Below are 18492 nucleotides of genomic sequence, written 5' to 3' on the forward strand. Positions count from 1 at the left end.
CATGAGCGCGCCTGCAACTGCGGAGTTTCCTCCGCCGCTGAAGGGCTCGGCCCTGGTGTTGGGCACCGTGGCCTTGTCGCTCGCCACCTTCATGAATGTGCTGGATTCATCCATTGCCAATGTGTCCTTGCCGGCCATTTCAGGCGATTTGGGCGTGAGCCCCGTGCAAGGCACCTGGGTGATCACGAGCTTCGGGGTGGCCAACGCCATCTCGGTGCCGTTGACTGGCTGGCTGACACAGCGCTTTGGCGCGGTGCGCCTGTTCACCACCAGTGTGCTGTTGTTTGTGTTGGCGTCGTGGCTGTGCGGATTCGCCCATTCGCTGGAGATGCTGGTGGCCTGCCGAGTGCTGCAAGGCTTGGTGGCCGGGCCGATGATTCCGCTCTCGCAAACGCTGCTGTTGGCCAGCTATCCGCGTGCCAAGGCGGGTACCGCGCTGGCGCTATGGGGCATGACCACGCTGGTGGCGCCGGTGGTCGGGCCGCTGCTGGGCGGCTGGATCACCGACAACGTCTCGTGGCCGTGGATTTTTTATATCAACGTGCCGGTGGGCTTGTTTGCGGCGTTTTTGACCTGGAGCATTTACCGCGAGCGAGAAACCGTGGTTCGCAAGCTTCCCATCGATGGTGTGGGCCTGGCCCTGCTGGTGATCTGGGTCGGTGCGCTGCAAATCATGCTGGACAAGGGCAAAGAGCTGGACTGGTTCGCCAGCCCTGAAATTGTGATTTTGTCAGTGACTGCGCTGGTGGGCTTCGCGCTGTTTGTCGCCTGGGAGTTGACCGACGAACATCCGGTGGTTGACCTGCGTTTGTTTGCGGGCCGCAACTTTTTGTTCGGTGCTGCCACCTTGTCGGTCGCGTATGGCCTGTTCTTCGGCAATGTGGTGTTGCTGCCCTTGTGGCTGCAGCAGTACATGGGATACACCGCGACAGACGCCGGCATGGCCTTGGCACCGGTCGGCCTGCTGGCGATTTTGCTGTCGCCGGTGGCGGGCAAAAACGTGGCCCGTTTCGACCCTCGCAAGATGGCCAGCTTTGCCTTTGTGATGTTCACGCTGGTGCTGGGCATGCGTGCCAACTTCACCACGCAAACAGACTTCGGCACCATCATGATTCCGACCCTGCTGCAGGGCGCGGCGCTGGCGTTTTTCTTCATCCCCTTGACGACGATCACGCTCAGCGGCATTCCGCCTGAGCGGTTGCCCGCGGCGGCAGGTTTGTCGAATTTTGTGCGGATCACAGCGGGCGCCATGGGCACGTCCATTGCAACCACGCTGTGGGAGAACCGCGCTGCCCTGCACCATCAACACATGGTGGAGCAACTGAGCCTGGGCAACCCGGTGGCCGGTGAAACGATCTCGAACTTGACCAGCTTGGGCTTGAGCTCGCAGCAGGCCTGGGCTCAGATCAATCGCTTGATCGACCAGCAAGCCTTCACACGGGGTGCGGACGACATCTTTTTGGCCTCTGCCGTGATTTTCATTGGCTTGATCGGTGCCATCTGGCTGACCCGACGACCGCCGCGCATCGCCGGGGCTGCGCCGGTGGATGCGGGTGGCGCGCACTGAGGGCGCTTGAAAAATGAAAAGCGGGCTGCATGAAAAGCAGCCCGCTTTTATATTGCCAACTTGTCTTATGGCGCCGACAGCGCCGCGCGCAGCGCGAGCAGATAGCTGTCCGCGCCAAAGCCGCAAATTTGGCCTTTGACGATGTCGGCAAAAACGGAGTGGTGGCGAAAGGCTTCGCGCGCATGGATGTTGGACAGGTGCAGTTCCACCACCGGGCAGGTCAGCATTGCCAAGGCGTCCCGGATGCCGTAGCTGTAGTGCGTCCAGGCGCCCGCGTTGATCAACACTGCGTCCACCTGGTCGACAAAACCTTGGTGGATGCGCTCGACCATGGCCCCTTCGGCATTGGTTTGAAAGCTTTGGATCTCGGCACCCAACTCTCGGCCCAGTGCTTGCAGACGGGCGTCAATCTCGGCCAGCGTGACGGTGCCGTATTGGGCCGGGTCGCGTTGGCCGAACATATTGTGGTTGATGCCGTGCAGCATCAAAACGGTCTTGGCCGAAACCTTCATGGCGCTGTCTCGTCCGCGTAGCGGATCTGCGAAACGTTGCGCAGTTGTTCCGGTGTGGCTGTGCCGAAGCCGAAGAATTCAAGATAGGCGGGAATCATCTCGAACAACATGTCGGTGCCCTGCTGGATCGGGCAGCCTTTGGCCTGAGCCAGGGCCAGCATGGGTGTGATGGCTTGGCGCATCACCACCTCGCCCACCAAGGTGGCGGGCGAAACCCGGTCCATGTCGAAGGGCAGGGGGTCACCCTCTTTCATGCCCAGCGGCGTGGCGTTGACGATCAAATCAAAGCCTGCGGGGTCGTTGGAGCCGGTGCGGGTGCGCAGTTGGGGGTAGTGCGAGTTCAGGCGTTGGGCCAAGGCTTCGGAAGAGGGCTGATGATGATCGAACAAGGCCAACTCCGCCACACCGGCCGCCGCCAAGGACGCCGCAATCGCCGAGCCCACGCCGCCATTGCCTGACACCAGCACGCGCCGCCCGATCAGCGCAAAGCCCTTGCGCTGCAGGCCTCGCACAAAGCCCGCGCCGTCGAACTGGTCGCCCAACAGGCTGCCATCAGGGCGCAGCAGGATGGCGTTGCACGCGCCGGCCACCTGGGCCGTGGGGGTGAGTTCGTCCACCAGACTCAGGGTGCTGACCTTGTGGGGCATGGTCACCAGGGCGCCACGCCAATTGCTTAGGCGGCGCAGCACCTGCACGGTGGCGGCATAGTCCTCGGGCTTCACGCCCATGGGCACCACGACAGCGTCGATGCCTTCCTGCTCGAACCAGGGGTTGTAAATCATCGGCGCCTTGAATCCCTCGGTGGGATAGCCCAGGTGCGTGATAAGTTGAGTCTTGCCGTTGATCACAAAATTGTCCTTTCTCCTTTTCCCACCCCAAGTGAATTCAGGTGAACATCTTGGAGCCGTTGGCGGACACCACCGACTGCGTGCGCAGGCGCCGGTACTCTTGCTCAGACACAGGTACGGCCATGGGCTTGCCCAATTCGCTCATGCGCACCCGGAAGGTCTCTCGCGCACTCCAGGCCGCCAAGGCCGCCACCGCTGTAATGGCCAGGGTCATGGAGCCGATCAACACGGGGATGTTGTTGGCGCCGGGAGGGGCAACGCTGGCAAACAGTGCCGGCAGCATGGCGGTGATCATGGTGCCGAGATTCTGCGAAATTGCCATCGCCGAGACCCGGGTGCGGGTGGGAAACAACTCGGGATAGAAGCTCGGGAAGGTGGCGTTGTAGCCCTGATAGACCAGGCCCCACATCAGCAGAGACATCACAATCGCCAGCGGCACGTTCTTGATGCTGATGGCGTACAAATAGGCAAACGACAGCAGGCCCGAACCCAGGGCGCCCGCAATGATCAAGGGGCGGCGGCCAATCTTGTCAGAGAGATTGCCGACAAAAGGAATCACCAGCACGGCCAGGCAATTGCCCAGTACGGGGATCCACAAATAAACCGCCTTGTCGAAGCCGATGCCATAGCCGGGCTGCACCGCAAACGCCGCGCCAAAGATGGTGGTGACCACGGGGATCACATTCATCAAGGCCATGCAGATCACGCGCAGCATATCGGGCCAGCTTTCGCTAATGGCCTGAACCATCGGCGCTTTGGGCACTTGGCCTTTGTTGTCGGCCTCGGTGAAGGCGGGCGTCTCATCCACTTCGCGCCGGATGTAATAGCCCGCAATGATCACGACAAAGCTGAGCAAAAAGGGAATGCGCCAACCCCAGGTGTTGAAGTCTTCTTTGGGCAGCCAGGCGGCCAAGGGCAAGAACACCGCAGCGGCCAGAATCTGCCCGGCCTGCACACCTTGCAGGGTGAAGCTGGCGAAGAAGCCGCGTCGGCCAAAGGGCGCATGTTCCAGAATCATGGAGCTGGCACCGGAGATTTCACCCGCCACCGCAAAGCCCTGGATCAAGCGCAGCACCACCAGCAAGATGGGGGCGAGCACGCCGACCTGGCCATAGGTGGGCAACATGCCGACCGCCATGGTCGACAAGCCCATCAGGAACATGCAAAGAATCAGCACCTGCTTGCGGCCATGGGTGTCACCCCAATGACCCAGCACCATCGCGCCTATGGGGCGCGCTACATAGCCTACGCCGTAGGTGGCCAGTGAGGCGACGATGGCGATCTTGGGGTCGGTGGACGGAAAGAACAGCTGAGGAAAAACCAGCGATGCGGCGGTCGCGTAGATGAAAAAGTCGTAGTACTCCAGCACCGAGCCGATCCAGCCACTGGCGGTGGCTTTCTTGGCTTGGCGACTGGCCCCGATTTTCGGGGTGTGGGTAATGCTCATGGAATGTCTCCTGTGGTTGTTCTATCAAAGTTCATGGGCTTGTGGGCCTGGATTTCAGTTCATGGCGCGCAAGCGCATGGCGCCGGGCAAGGGCACCGTGCGGTGCAGCACCGTTTCGGCCAGCCAGAGCGCGCTGGCCTGGGCGCGTTGCGCCACAAAGGGCAGCGGCAACTGCTGGTAGTCGTCATTGAAAACCTCAAAGCTGTAGTCGCCGCGGTAACCCAGCGAATCGAGCTTTCTCACCAGCGTGCTGAGCGCCTCGCTGTGCACGCCTTCGCCGGGAAAGACCCGGAAATGTCGGGCCGTGTCGCGGCGCTCTTCAGGGGTGCGGGTTTCTTGCCACATGAAGTCGGCGAGTTGCACCAGAAAAATCTTGTCCGGGTCGATAAAGTCCAGCCGATCGAGTGCGGTGTTGGTGGCGAAGATGTGATACGAATCAACGCCCAGGCCGAGGTTGGGAAAGTCTGCCCGCTCGACCAATTCCCAGGCGGCGTGCACCTCGTTGATATGGCGTCCCCAAGACAAGCCCTCATACGCCACCTTGATGCCATGCGGCAAGGCCAGCATGGCCAGTTTGCGCAGGTCTCGCACGATGGCGTTGCCGTCGCCGCTGGCGTGCTGGGAGGTGCTGCTGCAAGCCAGCAAGACCTTGGCGCCCAAGGCGCTGGCCAGGGTAATCATCTGCTTCGCGATGTCCACCTTGTAGTCGTGCAGATGGCCTCCCAGGCCTTCAAAGTCACGCAGCACCTGAAAGCCAGTGACGCGCAGCCCGCTGGCCCGCACCAAGTTCACGGCGGTATCCACGCCTTGGGGGTGGCCCACGATATCGCGTGCGGCCAGCATGATCTGGCTGAACCCGGCCTGTTTGACTGCGGCCAGCTTGGCTTCCAGCGGGCCTGCCAAGGTGATGGTGTCCATGCCGAAATCACCGATATGGGACGAAAACTGCGGCACTTTATTGAATGGGCGCATGCGTATCTCCGGGGTCAACGGGGGTCACGCACCAGCTCAAAGCTGGGGCCTTGATCGCTGGGGCAGGTCAGGGCGCCGCGCGCGCCGCTGCGCACGCCGGAGGCAGACTCCACAAAATCCACCCCGCGCGACTTCAAGGCCGCAACGGCCGCGAGCACATCGGCCGAGCCAAAGGCGATCCGCTGCAGGTACTCGGCGCCGTCGAGCTCGGCGGTGTCCGGCTCCGGTTCGATCAGTTGCCAATAGATCGTGCCGCAAGGGCTGGCAAGAATGCAGCCGCGGGACAGCACGCCAAACGACAGCTCGGCCGACAGCTCGGAGAAGCCCAGCAGTTCGCCGTAAAAACTCACCCAGTCCGCCATGCGGTCCAGGCCGATGTACTGCACCAGACCGAATAGATGCAGGCCACACAGCGCCGGCGGGCGCGGATCGACACCGGGGATCGGCACAAAGTCCACGTCATAGATGGAGAAGACCTCATGCCGATCGACAAAATAGATGCGGCTTGCGCCAACGCCGTGAATGGCCGGAATGTTCAGCTCCATGACCTCCACACGGCTCGGCACGGCCCAGGCACCTAACTCCAACACTCTGCGGTACGCACTAGCGGCATCGCGCACCCGAAAGGCCACCGCAGTGATGACGGCCTTGGCCGCCAGCGGCGGGTCGTCGGGCTCGCGGTGCGCGTTGATGATGATGTTCATATCACCCTGCCGGTACAGCATCACCTCACGCGAGCGATGGCGGGCGACGGGCCGAAAGCCTAGTTTCTCCAGGCTCTGACCCAAGGTCTGCGGCTTGGTGGTGGCATATTCGATGAACTCAATGCCTTGCAAGGCCAGCGGGTTGGACAGTGCGCCAAAGGCTTCGCGTTCAGTGGAATGGGTCATGGCAGGGGTCCGTCAGGGGTTGGCGAGAAGGGCTTCAGAAACGATGGACGATGCCCAGGTGGAAGCCGTCGATGGTCCGGCCGTTGATGTCCACGGGGCTGGTGAAGGTGGTCTTTAAACCCGCTGAGCCTGCTGGGCGCCAGCCGCCATTCGTGTCGTTGCGAATCGTCTCCACCATGGCATGCACGGTGGTGCGTTTGGAAAAGTCGTAATACGCCGCAATGGAGCCACCATTGGCGCCCCGCCCACGGCCCGACTGGTCTTCAATCTGCCCCCACAGCGCGCCGACACGCAACTGGTCACTCAGCCGGTAGTCCGCCGAAACCTGCTTGATCACGTAGAAGTTGTTCAGGTCCGCATTGGTACCGGCATTGAGGCCACCCACGTTGCCGAGAATGGTGGTGCCGTTGTTGCTGGTGGCGTTGGAGGTGTTGTTATTGCTGCGCACATAGGCCAGGTAGACGGTGCCCTTGCCGTAGAGCCAGTTGAAATAGAGGTTGTCATAAACCACGTCTTTGTTGACCGGCGCACCCGCGAGCGGGCGACCGTGCAGCGTCATATAGCCGGCGCGGTAGTCCCCGTGGATGTAGTCGATGGCGGCTTGGTACACGATCGAGCTGCTGCTGCCGCTTACCTCTGGCAATGACACATGGCCCTCAAACTGGAAGTCGCCCACACGCGGCGAGATGTAGGAGAGGTCGTTGTCATAGCGCGAAGGCGTGCCGAACACATTGACCATAGAGCCCAGGGTGCGGGCGTTGTGGTCGATATAGCCGCCGCGGGCAAAGATTGGCCCGTTCTGGCGGCCCAGGCGCACCTCGCCCCAGCTGTCGGCCAAACCCACCCAGGCCTGGCGGTCAAAAGAGCGGGTGGTGTCGGCCTGCGTGCCGGTGTCGGCGCTCAAACCCATCTCCAACTGAAATTTGGCGGCCAGGCCGCCCCCCAAATCCTCCGTGCCACGAAAGCCCAGGCGGCTGCGCAGCAAGGCGCCGTCTTCCAAGGCCTTGACCTTCGCGCCCGAACTGCTGGTCATGTAGTTCAGGTACTGGTCAATCGAGCCATAAATGGTGACGCTGGAGCTCTCGGCCTGAGCCGCAAACGTGGCTGCGAGCGCGCAGGTGGCACCCATCAGCTTGAAGGAAATGGACATATCGGTCTCCTGTTGTAGTCGTTGGAAAGGATGCTTTGCAACCTGAACCGAACGATAGGCACGGCTCACGTGCGCAACAAGCCATGCCTCAATGGTTTGCGCGATAATCGCGCGATTGGCGCGATCTTGCGGCGAACCTCGGGATAGTCCCTGGGCGGCCTGCACAGGCCAGGAGCTTCCATGGAGATTCAACGTCGCGACGTCATTGATGGCTTGGGCAAGGGCTTGCAAATCATTGAAGCTTTTGACGAAGACCATCCCCGCCTGACCGCCTCTGAAGCGGCCGAACGCGTCGGCATCACCCGCACCGCCGCGCGCCGTTATCTGCTGAGCCTGGTGCATTTCGGCTACGCCTTGAGTGACGGCAAGCGCTTTTGGCTGTCACCCCGTGTGCTGCGCCTGGGGCAAAGCTATTTGAACGCCGGCCGCATGCCGCGCCTGGTGCAGCCCTTTTTACAAAGGCTTTCAGCTGAATGTCAGGAGAACTTCAACTTCAGCGTGCTTGATGGGCATGAGGTGGTCTACGTGGTGCGCAGCAACAACCCCCGCATGATCTCCATCGGCTTTCAAGTGGGTGCGCGCCTGCCCGCCCATGTGGTGACGCCTGGCTTGGCCATACTCTCGACCATGTCCGATGCCTGGCTGGAGGAGTGGATCAAGAATCATGAATTCAGCGCCTTCACGCCCAATAGCGTCAGCACCCCCGCGGAATTTCTGCGCAGTGTGCACGCGGCCAGGGCTTTGGGCTTTTGGGTGACTGAGCAGCAATTCACCATGGGCTTGCGTGGCATTGCCATGGCCGTCAAGGACCGCAAGGGCAATTGCCTGGGTGCTATCGGCACCACCTTGCCCATGCAGCCACTGACACGGGAAGAAAGCATCGACCGGATGGTGCCGCGGCTGAGCGATGTGGTGCAGCTCTTGCGGGAAATTTTGTGAAACAGCGCTGGCGGCTGATCCCGCCACGCATTTTGCGTGGTCACCAGTGTCATTAGCTTGTGGGTAAATTGGGCCAACTTCCGGTAACTTTTGCCTTCTGGCAGTGGCACTGCGTCGGCACGATGAAAGGCATGATGCAATTGCCGTTCTGCAATGATGGAGGCTGATGGGGATGCGTGACGAGTTGGACCTCCCGCGCGGGCTGGCGGCCCTGAACAATGGCGTGCAGCGTCTGGGGCGTTGGCCCGCACTGGTGATTTTTTGCCTGGTGCTCGTCCTGGTGTCGGTGGGTTTGTCGCAACTGGTCATCTCCCTGCTGGGGCGGGGTGATCGTGCCATCGCTTCGTTGTGCGCTGGCGTTTGCGCGCTTGTTTTAGGGGCGGGGTTTGGGCATGCCTTCCTGGCCTTGCTCGACTTCAGCGGTCGCTCCTTCAACCAGTTGCGCCGCAACGCCACCTTGGATCCGCACACAGGGGTGTTCAACCGGCGCTATTTTTTGAGCTTGGCCGAGCGTGAATGTTCGCTCGCCCGGCGGCACCGCACAGATTGCGCGCTGGTTCTGCTGAAGGTGGACTCGATGCGCAAGGTCATCGATTTATTTGGTCAAACTTGCGCTGAAATACTCATGCGCCAAATCGCGGAGGCGAGTGAAGAAATTCTTCGTCAGGGCGATATGCTGGCGCGCCAAAGTTTTGACGAATTCATCCTGCTGCTGCCACATACAGACCCCCTGGGCGCGGTAGACGTGGCCAATCGCATTCGAGAGCGGGTTGAACGGCTGGACTTCGCCTGGAACAGTCACCATATGCCCGTCAGTGCCAGTTTGGGTGTGGGCACTTTACAGCCCAGTCACTTGACCTTGGCCCAGCTGATTGGTGACACCCAGATTGCCTTGGACATGGCCTTGAGCGCAGGGCGCAACTGCGTGCGCACTCGCCTGCCAACGATTTGACTTTCACCGCTCGGTCTGGGGCTGCGCCATTGCGGAGTCACGCCTTCAGCAGGCGCTGAAGGGCGGCCAGGGTATAGAGCTGGGCCTGCGGGTCGTCGCAAGCAATCACCTGGCGTTGCGGCATGCTGCGCAGCCAGGTCAATTGCCGTTTGGCGAGTTGCCGCGTGGCGGCACTGCCGCGCTCTTGGAGTTGGGAGAAGTCGCCGCTGTCCAAGGCCTCCCAGGTTTGGCGGTAGCCGACACAGCGCATGGAGGGCAAGTCGGGGTTCAAATCGCCGCGTGCGCGCAGGTGGCGCACTTCGTCGATGAGGCCGGCCTCCAGCATATGGGCGAATCGCAGGCCCAGGCGCTCATGCAACCAGCCGCGGTGCGTGGGTTCCAGCGAAATCAAGGGCCAGTCCACCCCTTCGCTGCGCGTGAGGTGTAACTCGCTCATGGGGCGGCCCGCTAACTCGCACACCTCCAACGCACGCTGAATGCGTTGCGAATCGCCTGGCGCCAAACGCGCTGCCGTGACGGGGTCGAGCCGAGCCAGTTCAGCATGCATGGCGGGCCAGCCGATTTGTGCCGCTCGGGCGTCCAGGCGCAGCCGCAAGGCTTCGTCGGCGGGCGGCATATCGCTCAGGCCCTCAAACAAGGCTTTGAAGTACAGCATGGTGCCGCCCACCAGCAAAGGCAACCGGCCCCGGGACATGATTTGCTGCGCCAACTCACGCGCCGCCAAGACGAACTGCGCTGCCGAGTACGCAGCGGTGGGCTCGATGATGTCGATCAAGTGGTGAGGCACCGCCGCCAACTCAGCCGCGTTGGGCTTGGCGGTGCCGATGTCCATGCCGCGGTACACCAGCGCCGAATCAACGCTGATGATTTCCACCGGCAGCACCTCGGCTATCGCCAGGGCGCACGCCGTCTTGCCGCTACCCGTGGGGCCAGCAAGGCAGATGGGGGTTGTGAAAGAAGGGGGCATGGCTTGCGCAATGATGCGGTAAGGCGGCGACGCGGCGACGCGGGGTGATCAACACACTGCTGCGAGTCGCTCAGCGACTCGCAGCAGCGGGGCGGGGACTCAATCGAATCGCTCCCACGCACTCAAGAAGCGCCATTGCCCGGCAGGCAGGTGGCCCAGGTTGATGCGACCAATGCGCACCCGTTTGAGCCCCACCACTTTGAGCCCCACTTGCTCGCACATGCGGCGAATCTGGCGCTTGCGGCCCTCGCGCAGCACGAATCGCAACTGATCCTCGTTTTGCCAGCTGACCTTGGCGGGTTTCAATTGGACGCCGTCCAACTCGAGGCCATGGTTGAGCAAGGCGAGGTCGGCATCGGGCAAACGCCCGGTTTCGCTCTTCACGCCGTCACGGCCGTGGTATTCCACCCGCACCAGGTACTCTTTTTCAATGGTCGAATCTTCACCGATCAGCAATTTGGCAATGCGGCCATCTTGCGTCAGCACCAGCAGGCCGGTCGAGTCAATGTCCAGGCGGCCCGCAGGCGCCAGACCGCGGCTGTGGCCGATGTGGTACTTGATGCCCGAGGGATCTTCAGACCAATGGTTTTCAGACTTCACCAGCACTGACGCGTTTTCGTAGCCGTCTTCGGCTTGGCCGGATACATAGCCCATCGGCTTGTGCAGCAGAATCGTGACGCGCTTGGCTTGCTCTTTATTGGCAAGCGGATCGATCTCGATCTTGGCGTCCGGGCTGACCCGCTGGCCCAAAACAGCTAACTTACCATCAACGCGTACCCAGCCGGCTGCAATCCACTCGTCTGCTTCGCGCCGCGAGGCCATGCCCAGCAAACCCATTTGCTTGGACAGGCGCAGGCCCTCGCTGTTGGCGTCGCCATGATGGGCGCGGTCATCGTCTTCACCGTCGTGGTCATCTTCATCGCCCAGTTGGCGGCGCAATTTGGCGGCGGCTTCGCGCAGATAGTCGGGCAGCTTTTCACCGGCACGCTCAGCGGCACTGGGGCCACGCGATGCGCCAGCAGCGGGGCCGGCGGACTGAAAGTGCGGGCGGGCAGGGCGGCTATCGCTGTGAGGGCCGCTGCGGCGCGCCTCATTGAAACGAGGGCCATCTTGGCGGGGGCCATCGGTGCGCGGGCCGCTGGCGCGACGTTGGTCTTGCCGCTGATCGCGATGGCCGTCTCGGCGCGCGTCAAACGGCGCGTTCTGCGCCGAGCGAGCGTCGCCCCGTGGCGCAAAGCCGGTGCGCGAATCCCGTGCATCACCGCCATCGCGCGAGTCCCAATGGCCTCGGTTGTCGCGTGGATCGCGTGGATCGCGCGCGTCTTGTCGTGGCTGCGAAAAACCCTGGCCGTCAGCGCGTCCGGCATAACGGTTATCCCGCACAGGCGCGCCAGCACGGCGTGGGTCGTACCGGTTATCGGCGCGATGGTCATGGCGCGGCCCACCCTGAGGGCCGCTGCGGCGGTCTTCGTAACGAGGTGCCTCGTCGCGGCGGGCAGGGCCTGAGTGACGGGTATCGCGTGAATCGCGGCTGTCTCGGCTATCGCGCCCCGAGAAAGCACCTTGCGGCCCGCGTGACTCGTAGCCGGGGCGGCCGTCACGTGCGCCGCCTTGGCCCTGACCGGCGTCACGGCGTGGTCCGCGGGCATCGCCGTAACTACCCGAGCGATCTTGCCAGCCTTCGCCCCCGTCCCGGCGTGCCGGGCGGTGGTCGTCAAATCGGGGGGCTTCATCTCGTCCACCGCCGGCACCACCACCACCACTGCCGTGGCGCGGTGCATGGCGTGGGCCGCCGTGTACTTGCTGACCTCGTGGGCCGCCAGGTGCGTGCGGGCCTCGCGGGCCGCCATGTGTGTGCGGGCCTCGCGGGCCCTCAGAGCGATCTGGCCCACGCGCGGGGCTGCGGTCACCGGGCCTGGCGCGGCCTTGCTCGTACTGGGCCTGGCGTTCTTGCCGCTCGGCTTGAACACGCTCCAGGCTTTGGCGCGGGCGAGACAGTCCTTTGCCTCGAATGGGCGCGCGGCGTTCGCCGTCCGCATTGCGATTGCTGGAACCGGGTGGGCCTGCATTCTTCTTTTTATTCAATTTCAAAGTGGCCATGACGCCTCCGGGGTTTCCATCAAAAAATCAAGCGAACGGTTGAACTCGGCCAGGGCCGGGTTCAACGTCCGCGCAAGAAAAGGGCATCCAACTCGCGCATCGTCAATTGGCGCCAAGTAGGGCGGCCGTGATTGCATTGATCGGCGCGCTCCGTCCGTTCCATGTCGCGCAGCAGTGCGTTCATCTCGTCCAGGTTCAGCTGACGATTGGCGCGCACCGCACCGTGGCAGGCCATGGTGGCCAATATTTCATGCTGCGCGCGCTCGATGGCATGACTGGCATCGAACTGCGACAACTCCGCCAGCACGTGGCGTACCAAGTCAACCACATCGCCACCCGCAAGTGCGGCCGGCCGTGCCCGCACCGCCAGCACTTTGGCGGACAGGGGCGCAACATCCAAGCCCAAACGGGTGAGTGTGGCGCTGTGGGCTTCAGCCGTTGCAATTTCTTGGGCGGTCGCCGCAAACGTGACCGGAATCAACAGCGGTTGGGACTCAATGTCAGCGGCGCCCAGGCTAGCTTTCAGCCGCTCGTACACCACGCGTTCATGCGCCGCGTGCATGTCAACGATCACGAGCCCTAGCGCATTTTCCGCCAGCACGTACACGCCCTGAATCTGCGCGATGGCACGACCCAGTGGCCAAGCGTGGTCGGGCAAGGCGCTTGCGCCATCCCGCCGGGGCTGCGCTGACGACAAGGCGCCCACCGCAGAGCCAGGATTCGGCTGCGGTCGCGCAAAGTCTTGTCCGCCGTACAAGGTGGCAACTTCAGCGAGGCCCAGTTGCGCCTGCTGGCTGTTGTGAATGGGCGCACGCCACGCAAAATCACCGGCAGGAGCGCGCGTGCCGTAGTCGGGTGCCTCGGGTTCGCCAGCGGCGTGCGCACCAAACCAGGCGGGCGGGTTACCGGGGGAGGGCCGCACGCCCGGCACATTGGCGGCAGCGTTTTGAGCCACCAGTACATCGGCGCCGGCGCGCCCATCGCTCACGCCAGCAGGTGCCGTCTCGCGACTGCGCGACAGGGCCAGCGCGTCTTGCACGGCGTAGCGCACCTTTTGATGCACCTCACGACCATCCCGAAAGCGCACTTCGATCTTGGTGGGATGGACATTCACATCCACCCGGTCGGGGGCGATCTCGATGAACAGCACGTAGCAGGGCTGCCGGTGGCCGTGCAGCACATCTTCATAGGCGGCCCGAATGCCGTGTGCGATCAGTTTGTCGCGCACATAACGGCCATTCACATAGACGTACTGCATGTCTGCGCGGCTGCGGGCTGCTTCGGGCAAACCGGCCCGGCCGTAGATTCGCAAGGGCCCGGACTCGGCATACACAGGCCGGCTTTCCGCCATGAAGGCGTCGCCCAGGACGTCTTTGAGGCGGGTGTCTGAATTGGCTTGGCGCCATTGCTCCACCAATTTGCCTTCGTGCCAGACGGTGAAGCCCACATCGGGGCGGGCCAAGGCGTGGCGGCGCACTGACTCGACACAGTGCGCCAACTCCGTCGCGTCGGTTTTCAGAAATTTTCGGCGCGCCGGCGTGCTGAAAAACAGCTCCCGAACCTCGACGCTGGTGCCTCGTGACCGCGCCGCAGGCTGCAGTTCGCCCGAGCGTGCATCCAGGCGATGCGCATGGAGTGCGCCCTCGAAACGGCTGGAAACCGCCATTTCAGCCACCGAAGAAATGGCCGCCAGCGCCTCGCCACGAAAGCCCATGGTGTGCACCGATTCCAGTTCATCCAAGCTGCGGATCTTGCTGGTGGCGTGGCGTTTCAAGGCCAGGGGCAATTCTTCAAGCGGAATGCCCAGGCCGTCATCTTCCACCGCAATGGCGCGCACGCCGCCAGCCATCAATTTGACTTGAATCTGCGAGGCGCCTGCGTCCAGCGCGTTGTCCACCAATTCGCGCACCACCGATGCGGGACGCTCCACCACTTCGCCTGCGGCGATCTGACTGATTAGTTCATCGGGGAGTTCGCGGATGGAACGCCGCTGCGGCACGGCGCCAGCGACTTCGGAAACGGCGGAAAAGGAAACATCCATCTGGCTATTGTAAGAACCTCACAGCGGTTTCCGTCGGTGGATGGTCATCGTCAACAGCCATAATCCGCCGCCATGGAACTCATCAGCTTTCTCATCGACTTCATCGTCCACGTGGATCGGCACATTGCCGACTTTGTTCAGGCCTATGGCATTTGGGTGTACGCCCTGCTGTTTCTGATCATTTTTGTGGAAACAGGCCTGGTGGTGATGCCGATTTTGCCGGGGGACTCGCTGCTGTTCGTCGTCGGCGCCTTGTGCGGCGCCGGCTTGATGAATCTGCCACTGTCCCTGGGCTTGTTGCTGCTGGCCGCCGTGCTGGGCGACCAATGCAACTACTTGCTGGGCCGTCATTTTGGTCCCAAGGTATTCAGGTGGGAACAGTCGAGGTTGTTCAACAAACGCGCCTTTGACACCGCGCACGAGTTTTACGAGCGCCATGGCGGCATCACCATCGTGATTGCTCGCTTCATGCCTTTTGTGCGCACCTTCGCGCCCTTTGTGGCGGGTGTTGCAGCCATGGACCGAAAAAAGTTCAGCAGCTACAACATCGGCGGCGCGGTCCTGTGGGTGGGGGCCATCACGATCACGGGTTATCTGTTTGGCAATATCTCCTGGGTCAAAGGCAATCTGGAGAAAATCATCTGGGCCATGATCATCGTGCCGGGGTTGATCGCGATTGTTGGCGGCTGGCGGGCGAGCAAGAAAAAGCAAGCGGGCTGAGCGGCGTCTCAGGCTGCATCAAGTCAGCGGGCGATGCCTCGACAGCGGCGGGTTTTTGGCGAAGTAACGGGCAATGCCCGTGGCAAGTGCCGCCACCAGCTTGTTCTGGTAGTCCGGATCACGAAGCTTGGTTTCCTCCTCCGGGTTGGAGATGAAGGCCGTTTCCACCAGGATGGACGGCACATCTGGCGCTTTCAGCACCGCGAAGCCGGCTTGCTCGACCGCCCGTTTGTGCAAATTGCCGACGCGCCCCATTTGCCCCAAAACCTCTGAGCCCAGCTTGAGGCTGTCTTTGATCTGCGCGGCCGTGCTCATGTCCAGCAGCGCCTTCAACACGTTGGCGTCTTTCACGGCGCCGGTGTTGATGTTGGCGCCGCCCACCAGGTCGGCCGCGTTTTCTTTATTGGCTATCCAACGGGCGGTTTGGCTGCTGGCGGCCCCGTCGCTCAGTGCAAATACGGAGGCGCCGCGCGCCGCAGGCGTCACAAAGGCGTCGGCATGAATCGACACAAACAGGTCCGCTTGAACGCGGCGGGCCTTGCGCACCCGCTCCTGCAAGGGCACGAAAAAGTCAGCATCGCGGGTCAGCATGACGCGGATGTTAGGGTTGGCGTTGAGCCGGTCGCGCAGCTGTAGCGCCACTTCCAGCACCACGTCCTTTTCCCGCAGGCCTGAGGGGCCGATGGCCCCCGGGTCTTCGCCGCCATGGCCAGGGTCCAGGGCGATCACGATGAGGCGGTCCAATTTGGCCTGCGCCAAGCTGATTTCCGCTGCCGTAGGCACGGCAGGAACCGGCAAGGGCGGCACCGGCACGGGGGTCTGTTGCGAAGAGGGCAGGGGGTTTTTCGACGCAGCCGATGGTCCAGCCGCACTCGCTGCTGCGGTTACCGCCGCGTTGCCGCCTCCAGGCAGGGCTGCATTCGGCTTCGATACCGATACCGAAACCTGCGGTGGCGGCGCTGGCGCGGCCACGACCGAGCGTGGCTTGTCGATGCGTGCAATCAACTCGCCCAGGGCGTCTTGCACCGACTTCGCGGCTTCTGACTCGGCCTTTTCTTTTTCTCGAATCAGGGCCAGCAGGGGATCCGCTTCAACTTTGGGATAGAGGTCAAACACCAGCCGGTGCTGGTAGGCCGCCACAGGCGCCAGCGTGAAGATTTGCGGCGCCGCTGCCTGCTTCAAATCCAGCACGATGCGCACCACCCGCGGGCGGTTTTGACCCACGCGAACGCCCGCGATGAAGGGATCATCCGGTTTGACCTTGCCCAGCAACTCACGCAAACCGGCGCTGAGTTCAAGGCCTTCGATATCGATCACCAGCCTGTCGGGGCCCTCCACCAAAAAGTGCTGCGCCACCAAGGGCTTGTCAGACTCCAGCGTGACCCGCGTGTATTCATCAGCCGGCCAAACCCGAACCGCGACGATATTGATATTGCCACTCGTGGGGGCGCTGGCCGCAGGGCCGGCGCTTGATGCCGCCTTGACGGCGGGTTGGGCCACCGCGACCGGTGTAGCAAGCGGTTTGGCGCGAGGGGCCAGGCTGCCATCCCCGGCGACCTTGCTGTTCTTGCTGGTAGGTGTAGCAACTGCCTGGCTGGTGCGCAACACCAAGACCAAGCTCCCCATGGTTTTCAGCGCCAAACGACGCTGGGCGACGCCGGCCGCCGTGCAAGTTTTGCGGCTCAAGCCAAGCCCCCTATCAGTCGGTTCAAAAGCTCGACGCCGGGGGCTGTTCCCGCGTGCAGTTTGACTTGCCGGCTGTCGTCGTCTGCTACTTCAATGCAAATTTGCAGGTCAGGCAGGGGAAGCATGCCCGCCGCCTTTTCGGGCCATTCACTGAGCTTAAGGCCGGGGGCCGCAAACACATCGCGAAAGCCTGCGTCTTCCCACTCCCTGGGATCATCGAAACGGTAAAAATCGAAATGGCTGACCAGCGCAGCGCCGTGATTCGCATCTAGCGCATAACTCTCCATCACGGCGTAACTTGGGCTTTTGATGCGGCCTTGCACACCCAGTGCGCGCAGCAGGTGTCGCACCAGGCTGGTTTTGCCTGCGCCCAGGGTGCCGTGCAGCTCAATGCTGGCATTCATCAGTGAGGGATGTTGCACCAAGACCCGGGCCCATTGCTCGCAAAAGGCCTGGGTTGCGGCCTCATCGGGCCAGTGCTGAAGGCGGGTTTCTAGAATGCGCAAATGACGCAAGCTCCACGAACGTTGAATGAAAGAGATGGCCTAGCCCTGCTGGACCAGCTACGAGACTGGGCGCATGAATTGGGATTCTCACAGATTGGCGTGGCCGATATCGATTTATCCACCGCCGAGCCGGGCTTGTTGGCTTGGCTGCAGGCCGGATTCCACGGCACGATGCACTATATGCAAGCCCATGGCCTAAAGCGGGCAAGGCCCGCCGAGTTGGTGCCCGGGACCCTGCGCGTGCTAACGGCCCGCATGGACTACCTGCCGCGCCATCTCGACGCGTCCGACGCCACGCCAGCACCCGATGGGGCGCAAGACGTAGCAACCGCGGCGTCAACGTGGCAGACCGTCGAGTGGCAGCGTTTGGGCGACCCGCACGCCGCACAGGTATCGATCTATGCGCGGGGGCGGGACTATCACAAGGTATTGCGCAGCCGGTTGCAAAAATTGGCGGACCGGTTGGCCGCTGCGATCGGCCCGCTGGGCTATCGCGTGTTCACCGATTCCGCCCCGGTGCTTGAGGTGGAGTTGGCGGCCCGCTCCGGCATTGGTTGGCGGGGCAAACACACCCTGACCCTGCACCGGGAAGCGGGCTCGATGTTTTTTCTGGGCGAAATCTATCTGGATCTGCCGCTTCCCCTGAGCGAGCCCGTCACCGGCCATTGCGGCCAATGCCAGGCCTGCATCGACGTCTGCCCGACCCGGGCCATCGTTGCCCCGTACCGGGTGGACGCGCGGCGTTGTATTTCTTATCTGACCATTGAGCACGAGGGGGCGATCCCCGAAGAAATGCGCCCCCTGATGGGCAACCGCATTTACGGCTGCGACGACTGCCAGTTGGTGTGCCCGTGGAACAAGTTTGCCCGCAGGGCGGTGGTGGATGATTTCGACGCCAGGGCGGGCTTTCAGCAACCCAAGCTGCTTCAACTGTGGGCTTGGGACGAGGCCGAATTCCTGAAACGAACCGAAGGGTCGGCCATTCGCCGCATAGGCCATGAGCGGTGGCGGCGCAATCTGGCGGTCGCCATGGGCAATGCCCTGCGTTGGCAAGACGACGCTGAGATGCGGGCGACCCTGGTGGCAGCTTTGCCCCAGGCCAGCCCCTTGCTCGCCGAGCACATCGTCTGGGCCTTGGCCGCTGGCTCTTCACCATATTTCCTTACCGGAGAGGCGTTGGCCTAACGTGTCAGCC

Annotated in this window: 16 protein-coding genes; 5 read left to right on the forward strand and 11 right to left on the reverse strand. The window is 62.6% G+C overall.

Annotation, left to right across the window (positions count from 1 at the left end):
* Position 1 precedes the first annotated feature (1 nt).
* Positions 2-1567 carry a DHA2 family efflux MFS transporter permease subunit gene (locus PRZ01_RS08705; protein ID WP_273596376.1) on the forward strand — a complete coding sequence of 522 codons (1566 nt, stop codon included), beginning with the start codon at positions 2-4 and terminating at the stop codon, positions 1565-1567.
* Between the two features lie 65 nt (positions 1568-1632).
* Here PRZ01_RS08705 and aroQ read toward each other — a convergent pair whose 3' ends face one another.
* From aroQ to PRZ01_RS08735, 6 genes are read right to left on the reverse strand one after another with little or no spacing between them, the layout of a single operon-like run.
* Positions 1633-2079, reverse strand: a complete 447-nt coding sequence (aroQ, locus tag PRZ01_RS08710) for a type II 3-dehydroquinate dehydratase (RefSeq protein ID WP_273596377.1) — start codon at positions 2077-2079, stop codon at positions 1633-1635.
* On the reverse strand, positions 2076-2927 hold the full coding sequence (locus PRZ01_RS08715) for a shikimate dehydrogenase family protein (RefSeq protein WP_273596378.1): 852 nt from the start codon (positions 2925-2927) through the stop codon (positions 2076-2078). Before PRZ01_RS08715 ends, aroQ begins: the two co-directional genes overlap by 4 nt.
* Positions 2928-2964: 37 nt before the next feature.
* On the reverse strand, positions 2965-4374 hold the full coding sequence (locus tag PRZ01_RS08720) for an MFS transporter (protein WP_273596379.1): 1410 nt from the start codon (positions 4372-4374) through the stop codon (positions 2965-2967).
* A 54-nt stretch (positions 4375-4428) separates the two neighbouring features.
* Positions 4429-5346: a sugar phosphate isomerase/epimerase family protein gene (locus tag PRZ01_RS08725; RefSeq protein ID WP_273596380.1), complete on the reverse strand. Its 918-nt coding sequence runs from the start codon at positions 5344-5346 to the stop codon at positions 4429-4431.
* A gap of 14 nt (positions 5347-5360) precedes the next feature.
* On the reverse strand, positions 5361-6236 hold the full coding sequence (locus tag PRZ01_RS08730) for a VOC family protein (RefSeq protein ID WP_273596381.1): 876 nt from the start codon (positions 6234-6236) through the stop codon (positions 5361-5363).
* A 34-nt stretch (positions 6237-6270) separates the two neighbouring features.
* Positions 6271-7386 carry a porin gene (locus tag PRZ01_RS08735; protein WP_273596382.1) on the reverse strand — a complete coding sequence of 372 codons (1116 nt, stop codon included), beginning with the start codon at positions 7384-7386 and terminating at the stop codon, positions 6271-6273.
* Positions 7387-7566: 180 nt separating this feature from the next.
* Here PRZ01_RS08735 and PRZ01_RS08740 point away from each other — a divergent pair, with 180 nt between their 5' ends.
* Positions 7567-8325 carry an IclR family transcriptional regulator domain-containing protein gene (locus PRZ01_RS08740; RefSeq protein ID WP_273596383.1) on the forward strand — a complete coding sequence of 253 codons (759 nt, stop codon included), beginning with the start codon at positions 7567-7569 and terminating at the stop codon, positions 8323-8325.
* Positions 8326-8491: 166 nt separating this feature from the next.
* Positions 8492-9277 (forward strand): GGDEF domain-containing protein, encoded by a 786-nt coding sequence (locus PRZ01_RS08745; protein ID WP_273596384.1) that lies wholly within the window; start codon positions 8492-8494, stop codon positions 9275-9277.
* Between the two features lie 37 nt (positions 9278-9314).
* Here PRZ01_RS08745 and miaA read toward each other — a convergent pair whose 3' ends face one another.
* From miaA to mutL, 3 genes are all read right to left on the reverse strand, one after another.
* On the reverse strand, positions 9315-10244 hold the full coding sequence (miaA, locus tag PRZ01_RS08750; RefSeq protein ID WP_273596385.1) for a tRNA (adenosine(37)-N6)-dimethylallyltransferase MiaA: 930 nt from the start codon (positions 10242-10244) through the stop codon (positions 9315-9317).
* A 99-nt stretch (positions 10245-10343) separates the two neighbouring features.
* Positions 10344-12344, reverse strand: a complete 2001-nt coding sequence (locus PRZ01_RS08755; protein ID WP_273596386.1) for a pseudouridine synthase — start codon at positions 12342-12344, stop codon at positions 10344-10346.
* 61 nt (positions 12345-12405) lie between these two features.
* Positions 12406-14385 carry a DNA mismatch repair endonuclease MutL gene (gene mutL / locus PRZ01_RS08760; protein ID WP_273596387.1) on the reverse strand — a complete coding sequence of 660 codons (1980 nt, stop codon included), beginning with the start codon at positions 14383-14385 and terminating at the stop codon, positions 12406-12408.
* A 72-nt stretch (positions 14386-14457) separates the two neighbouring features.
* On the opposite strand from mutL, the gene PRZ01_RS08765 reads away from it, so the two are divergent.
* Positions 14458-15105 carry a DedA family protein gene (locus PRZ01_RS08765; protein ID WP_273596388.1) on the forward strand — a complete coding sequence of 216 codons (648 nt, stop codon included), beginning with the start codon at positions 14458-14460 and terminating at the stop codon, positions 15103-15105.
* 18 nt (positions 15106-15123) lie between these two features.
* On the opposite strand, the gene PRZ01_RS08770 is transcribed toward PRZ01_RS08765, so the two are convergent.
* Together PRZ01_RS08770 and tsaE are read right to left on the reverse strand one after the other, a co-directional pair.
* A complete protein-coding gene (locus PRZ01_RS08770) occupies positions 15124-16791 on the reverse strand; it encodes an N-acetylmuramoyl-L-alanine amidase (RefSeq protein ID WP_273596389.1) in 1668 nt (555 codons plus the stop codon).
* The gene (gene tsaE / locus PRZ01_RS08775; RefSeq protein WP_273596390.1) at positions 16788-17297 is read right to left on the reverse strand and encodes a tRNA (adenosine(37)-N6)-threonylcarbamoyltransferase complex ATPase subunit type 1 TsaE; all 510 of its coding nucleotides are present in this window, start codon (positions 17295-17297) and stop codon (positions 16788-16790) included. Before tsaE ends, PRZ01_RS08770 begins: the two co-directional genes overlap by 4 nt.
* Between tsaE and queG the strand changes: the two genes are divergently transcribed.
* The gene (gene queG, locus PRZ01_RS08780; protein ID WP_273596391.1) at positions 17298-18482 is read left to right on the forward strand and encodes a tRNA epoxyqueuosine(34) reductase QueG; all 1185 of its coding nucleotides are present in this window, start codon (positions 17298-17300) and stop codon (positions 18480-18482) included. It begins immediately after the preceding gene.
* The last annotated feature ends 10 nt before the right edge of the window (positions 18483-18492 follow it).

The organism is Roseateles koreensis, assembly GCF_028595305.1.
Classification (GTDB): Bacteria; Pseudomonadota; Gammaproteobacteria; order Burkholderiales; family Burkholderiaceae_C; genus Paucibacter_A; species Paucibacter_A koreensis.

Bases quoted from the DNA above. Each gene is read 5' to 3' on its own strand.
- PRZ01_RS08740 (WP_273596383.1), top strand. From the start codon at position 7,567: ATGGAGATTCAACGTCGCGACGTCATTGATGGCTTGGGCAAGGGCTTG.
- mutL (WP_273596387.1), bottom strand. From the start codon at position 14,385: ATGGATGTTTCCTTTTCCGCCGTTTCCGAAGTCGCTGGCGCCGTGCCG.
- PRZ01_RS08705 (WP_273596376.1), top strand. From the start codon at position 2: ATGAGCGCGCCTGCAACTGCGGAGTTTCCTCCGCCGCTGAAGGGCTCG.
- PRZ01_RS08765 (WP_273596388.1), top strand. From the start codon at position 14,458: ATGGAACTCATCAGCTTTCTCATCGACTTCATCGTCCACGTGGATCGG.
- aroQ (WP_273596377.1), bottom strand. From the start codon at position 2,079: ATGAAGGTTTCGGCCAAGACCGTTTTGATGCTGCACGGCATCAACCAC.
- PRZ01_RS08725 (WP_273596380.1), bottom strand. From the start codon at position 5,346: ATGCGCCCATTCAATAAAGTGCCGCAGTTTTCGTCCCATATCGGTGAT.
- miaA (WP_273596385.1), bottom strand. From the start codon at position 10,244: ATGCCCCCTTCTTTCACAACCCCCATCTGCCTTGCTGGCCCCACGGGT.
- PRZ01_RS08745 (WP_273596384.1), top strand. From the start codon at position 8,492: ATGGGGATGCGTGACGAGTTGGACCTCCCGCGCGGGCTGGCGGCCCTG.
- PRZ01_RS08755 (WP_273596386.1), bottom strand. From the start codon at position 12,344: ATGGCCACTTTGAAATTGAATAAAAAGAAGAATGCAGGCCCACCCGGT.
- queG (WP_273596391.1), top strand. From the start codon at position 17,298: ATGACGCAAGCTCCACGAACGTTGAATGAAAGAGATGGCCTAGCCCTG.
- PRZ01_RS08720 (WP_273596379.1), bottom strand. From the start codon at position 4,374: ATGAGCATTACCCACACCCCGAAAATCGGGGCCAGTCGCCAAGCCAAG.
- PRZ01_RS08735 (WP_273596382.1), bottom strand. From the start codon at position 7,386: ATGTCCATTTCCTTCAAGCTGATGGGTGCCACCTGCGCGCTCGCAGCC.
- PRZ01_RS08730 (WP_273596381.1), bottom strand. From the start codon at position 6,236: ATGACCCATTCCACTGAACGCGAAGCCTTTGGCGCACTGTCCAACCCG.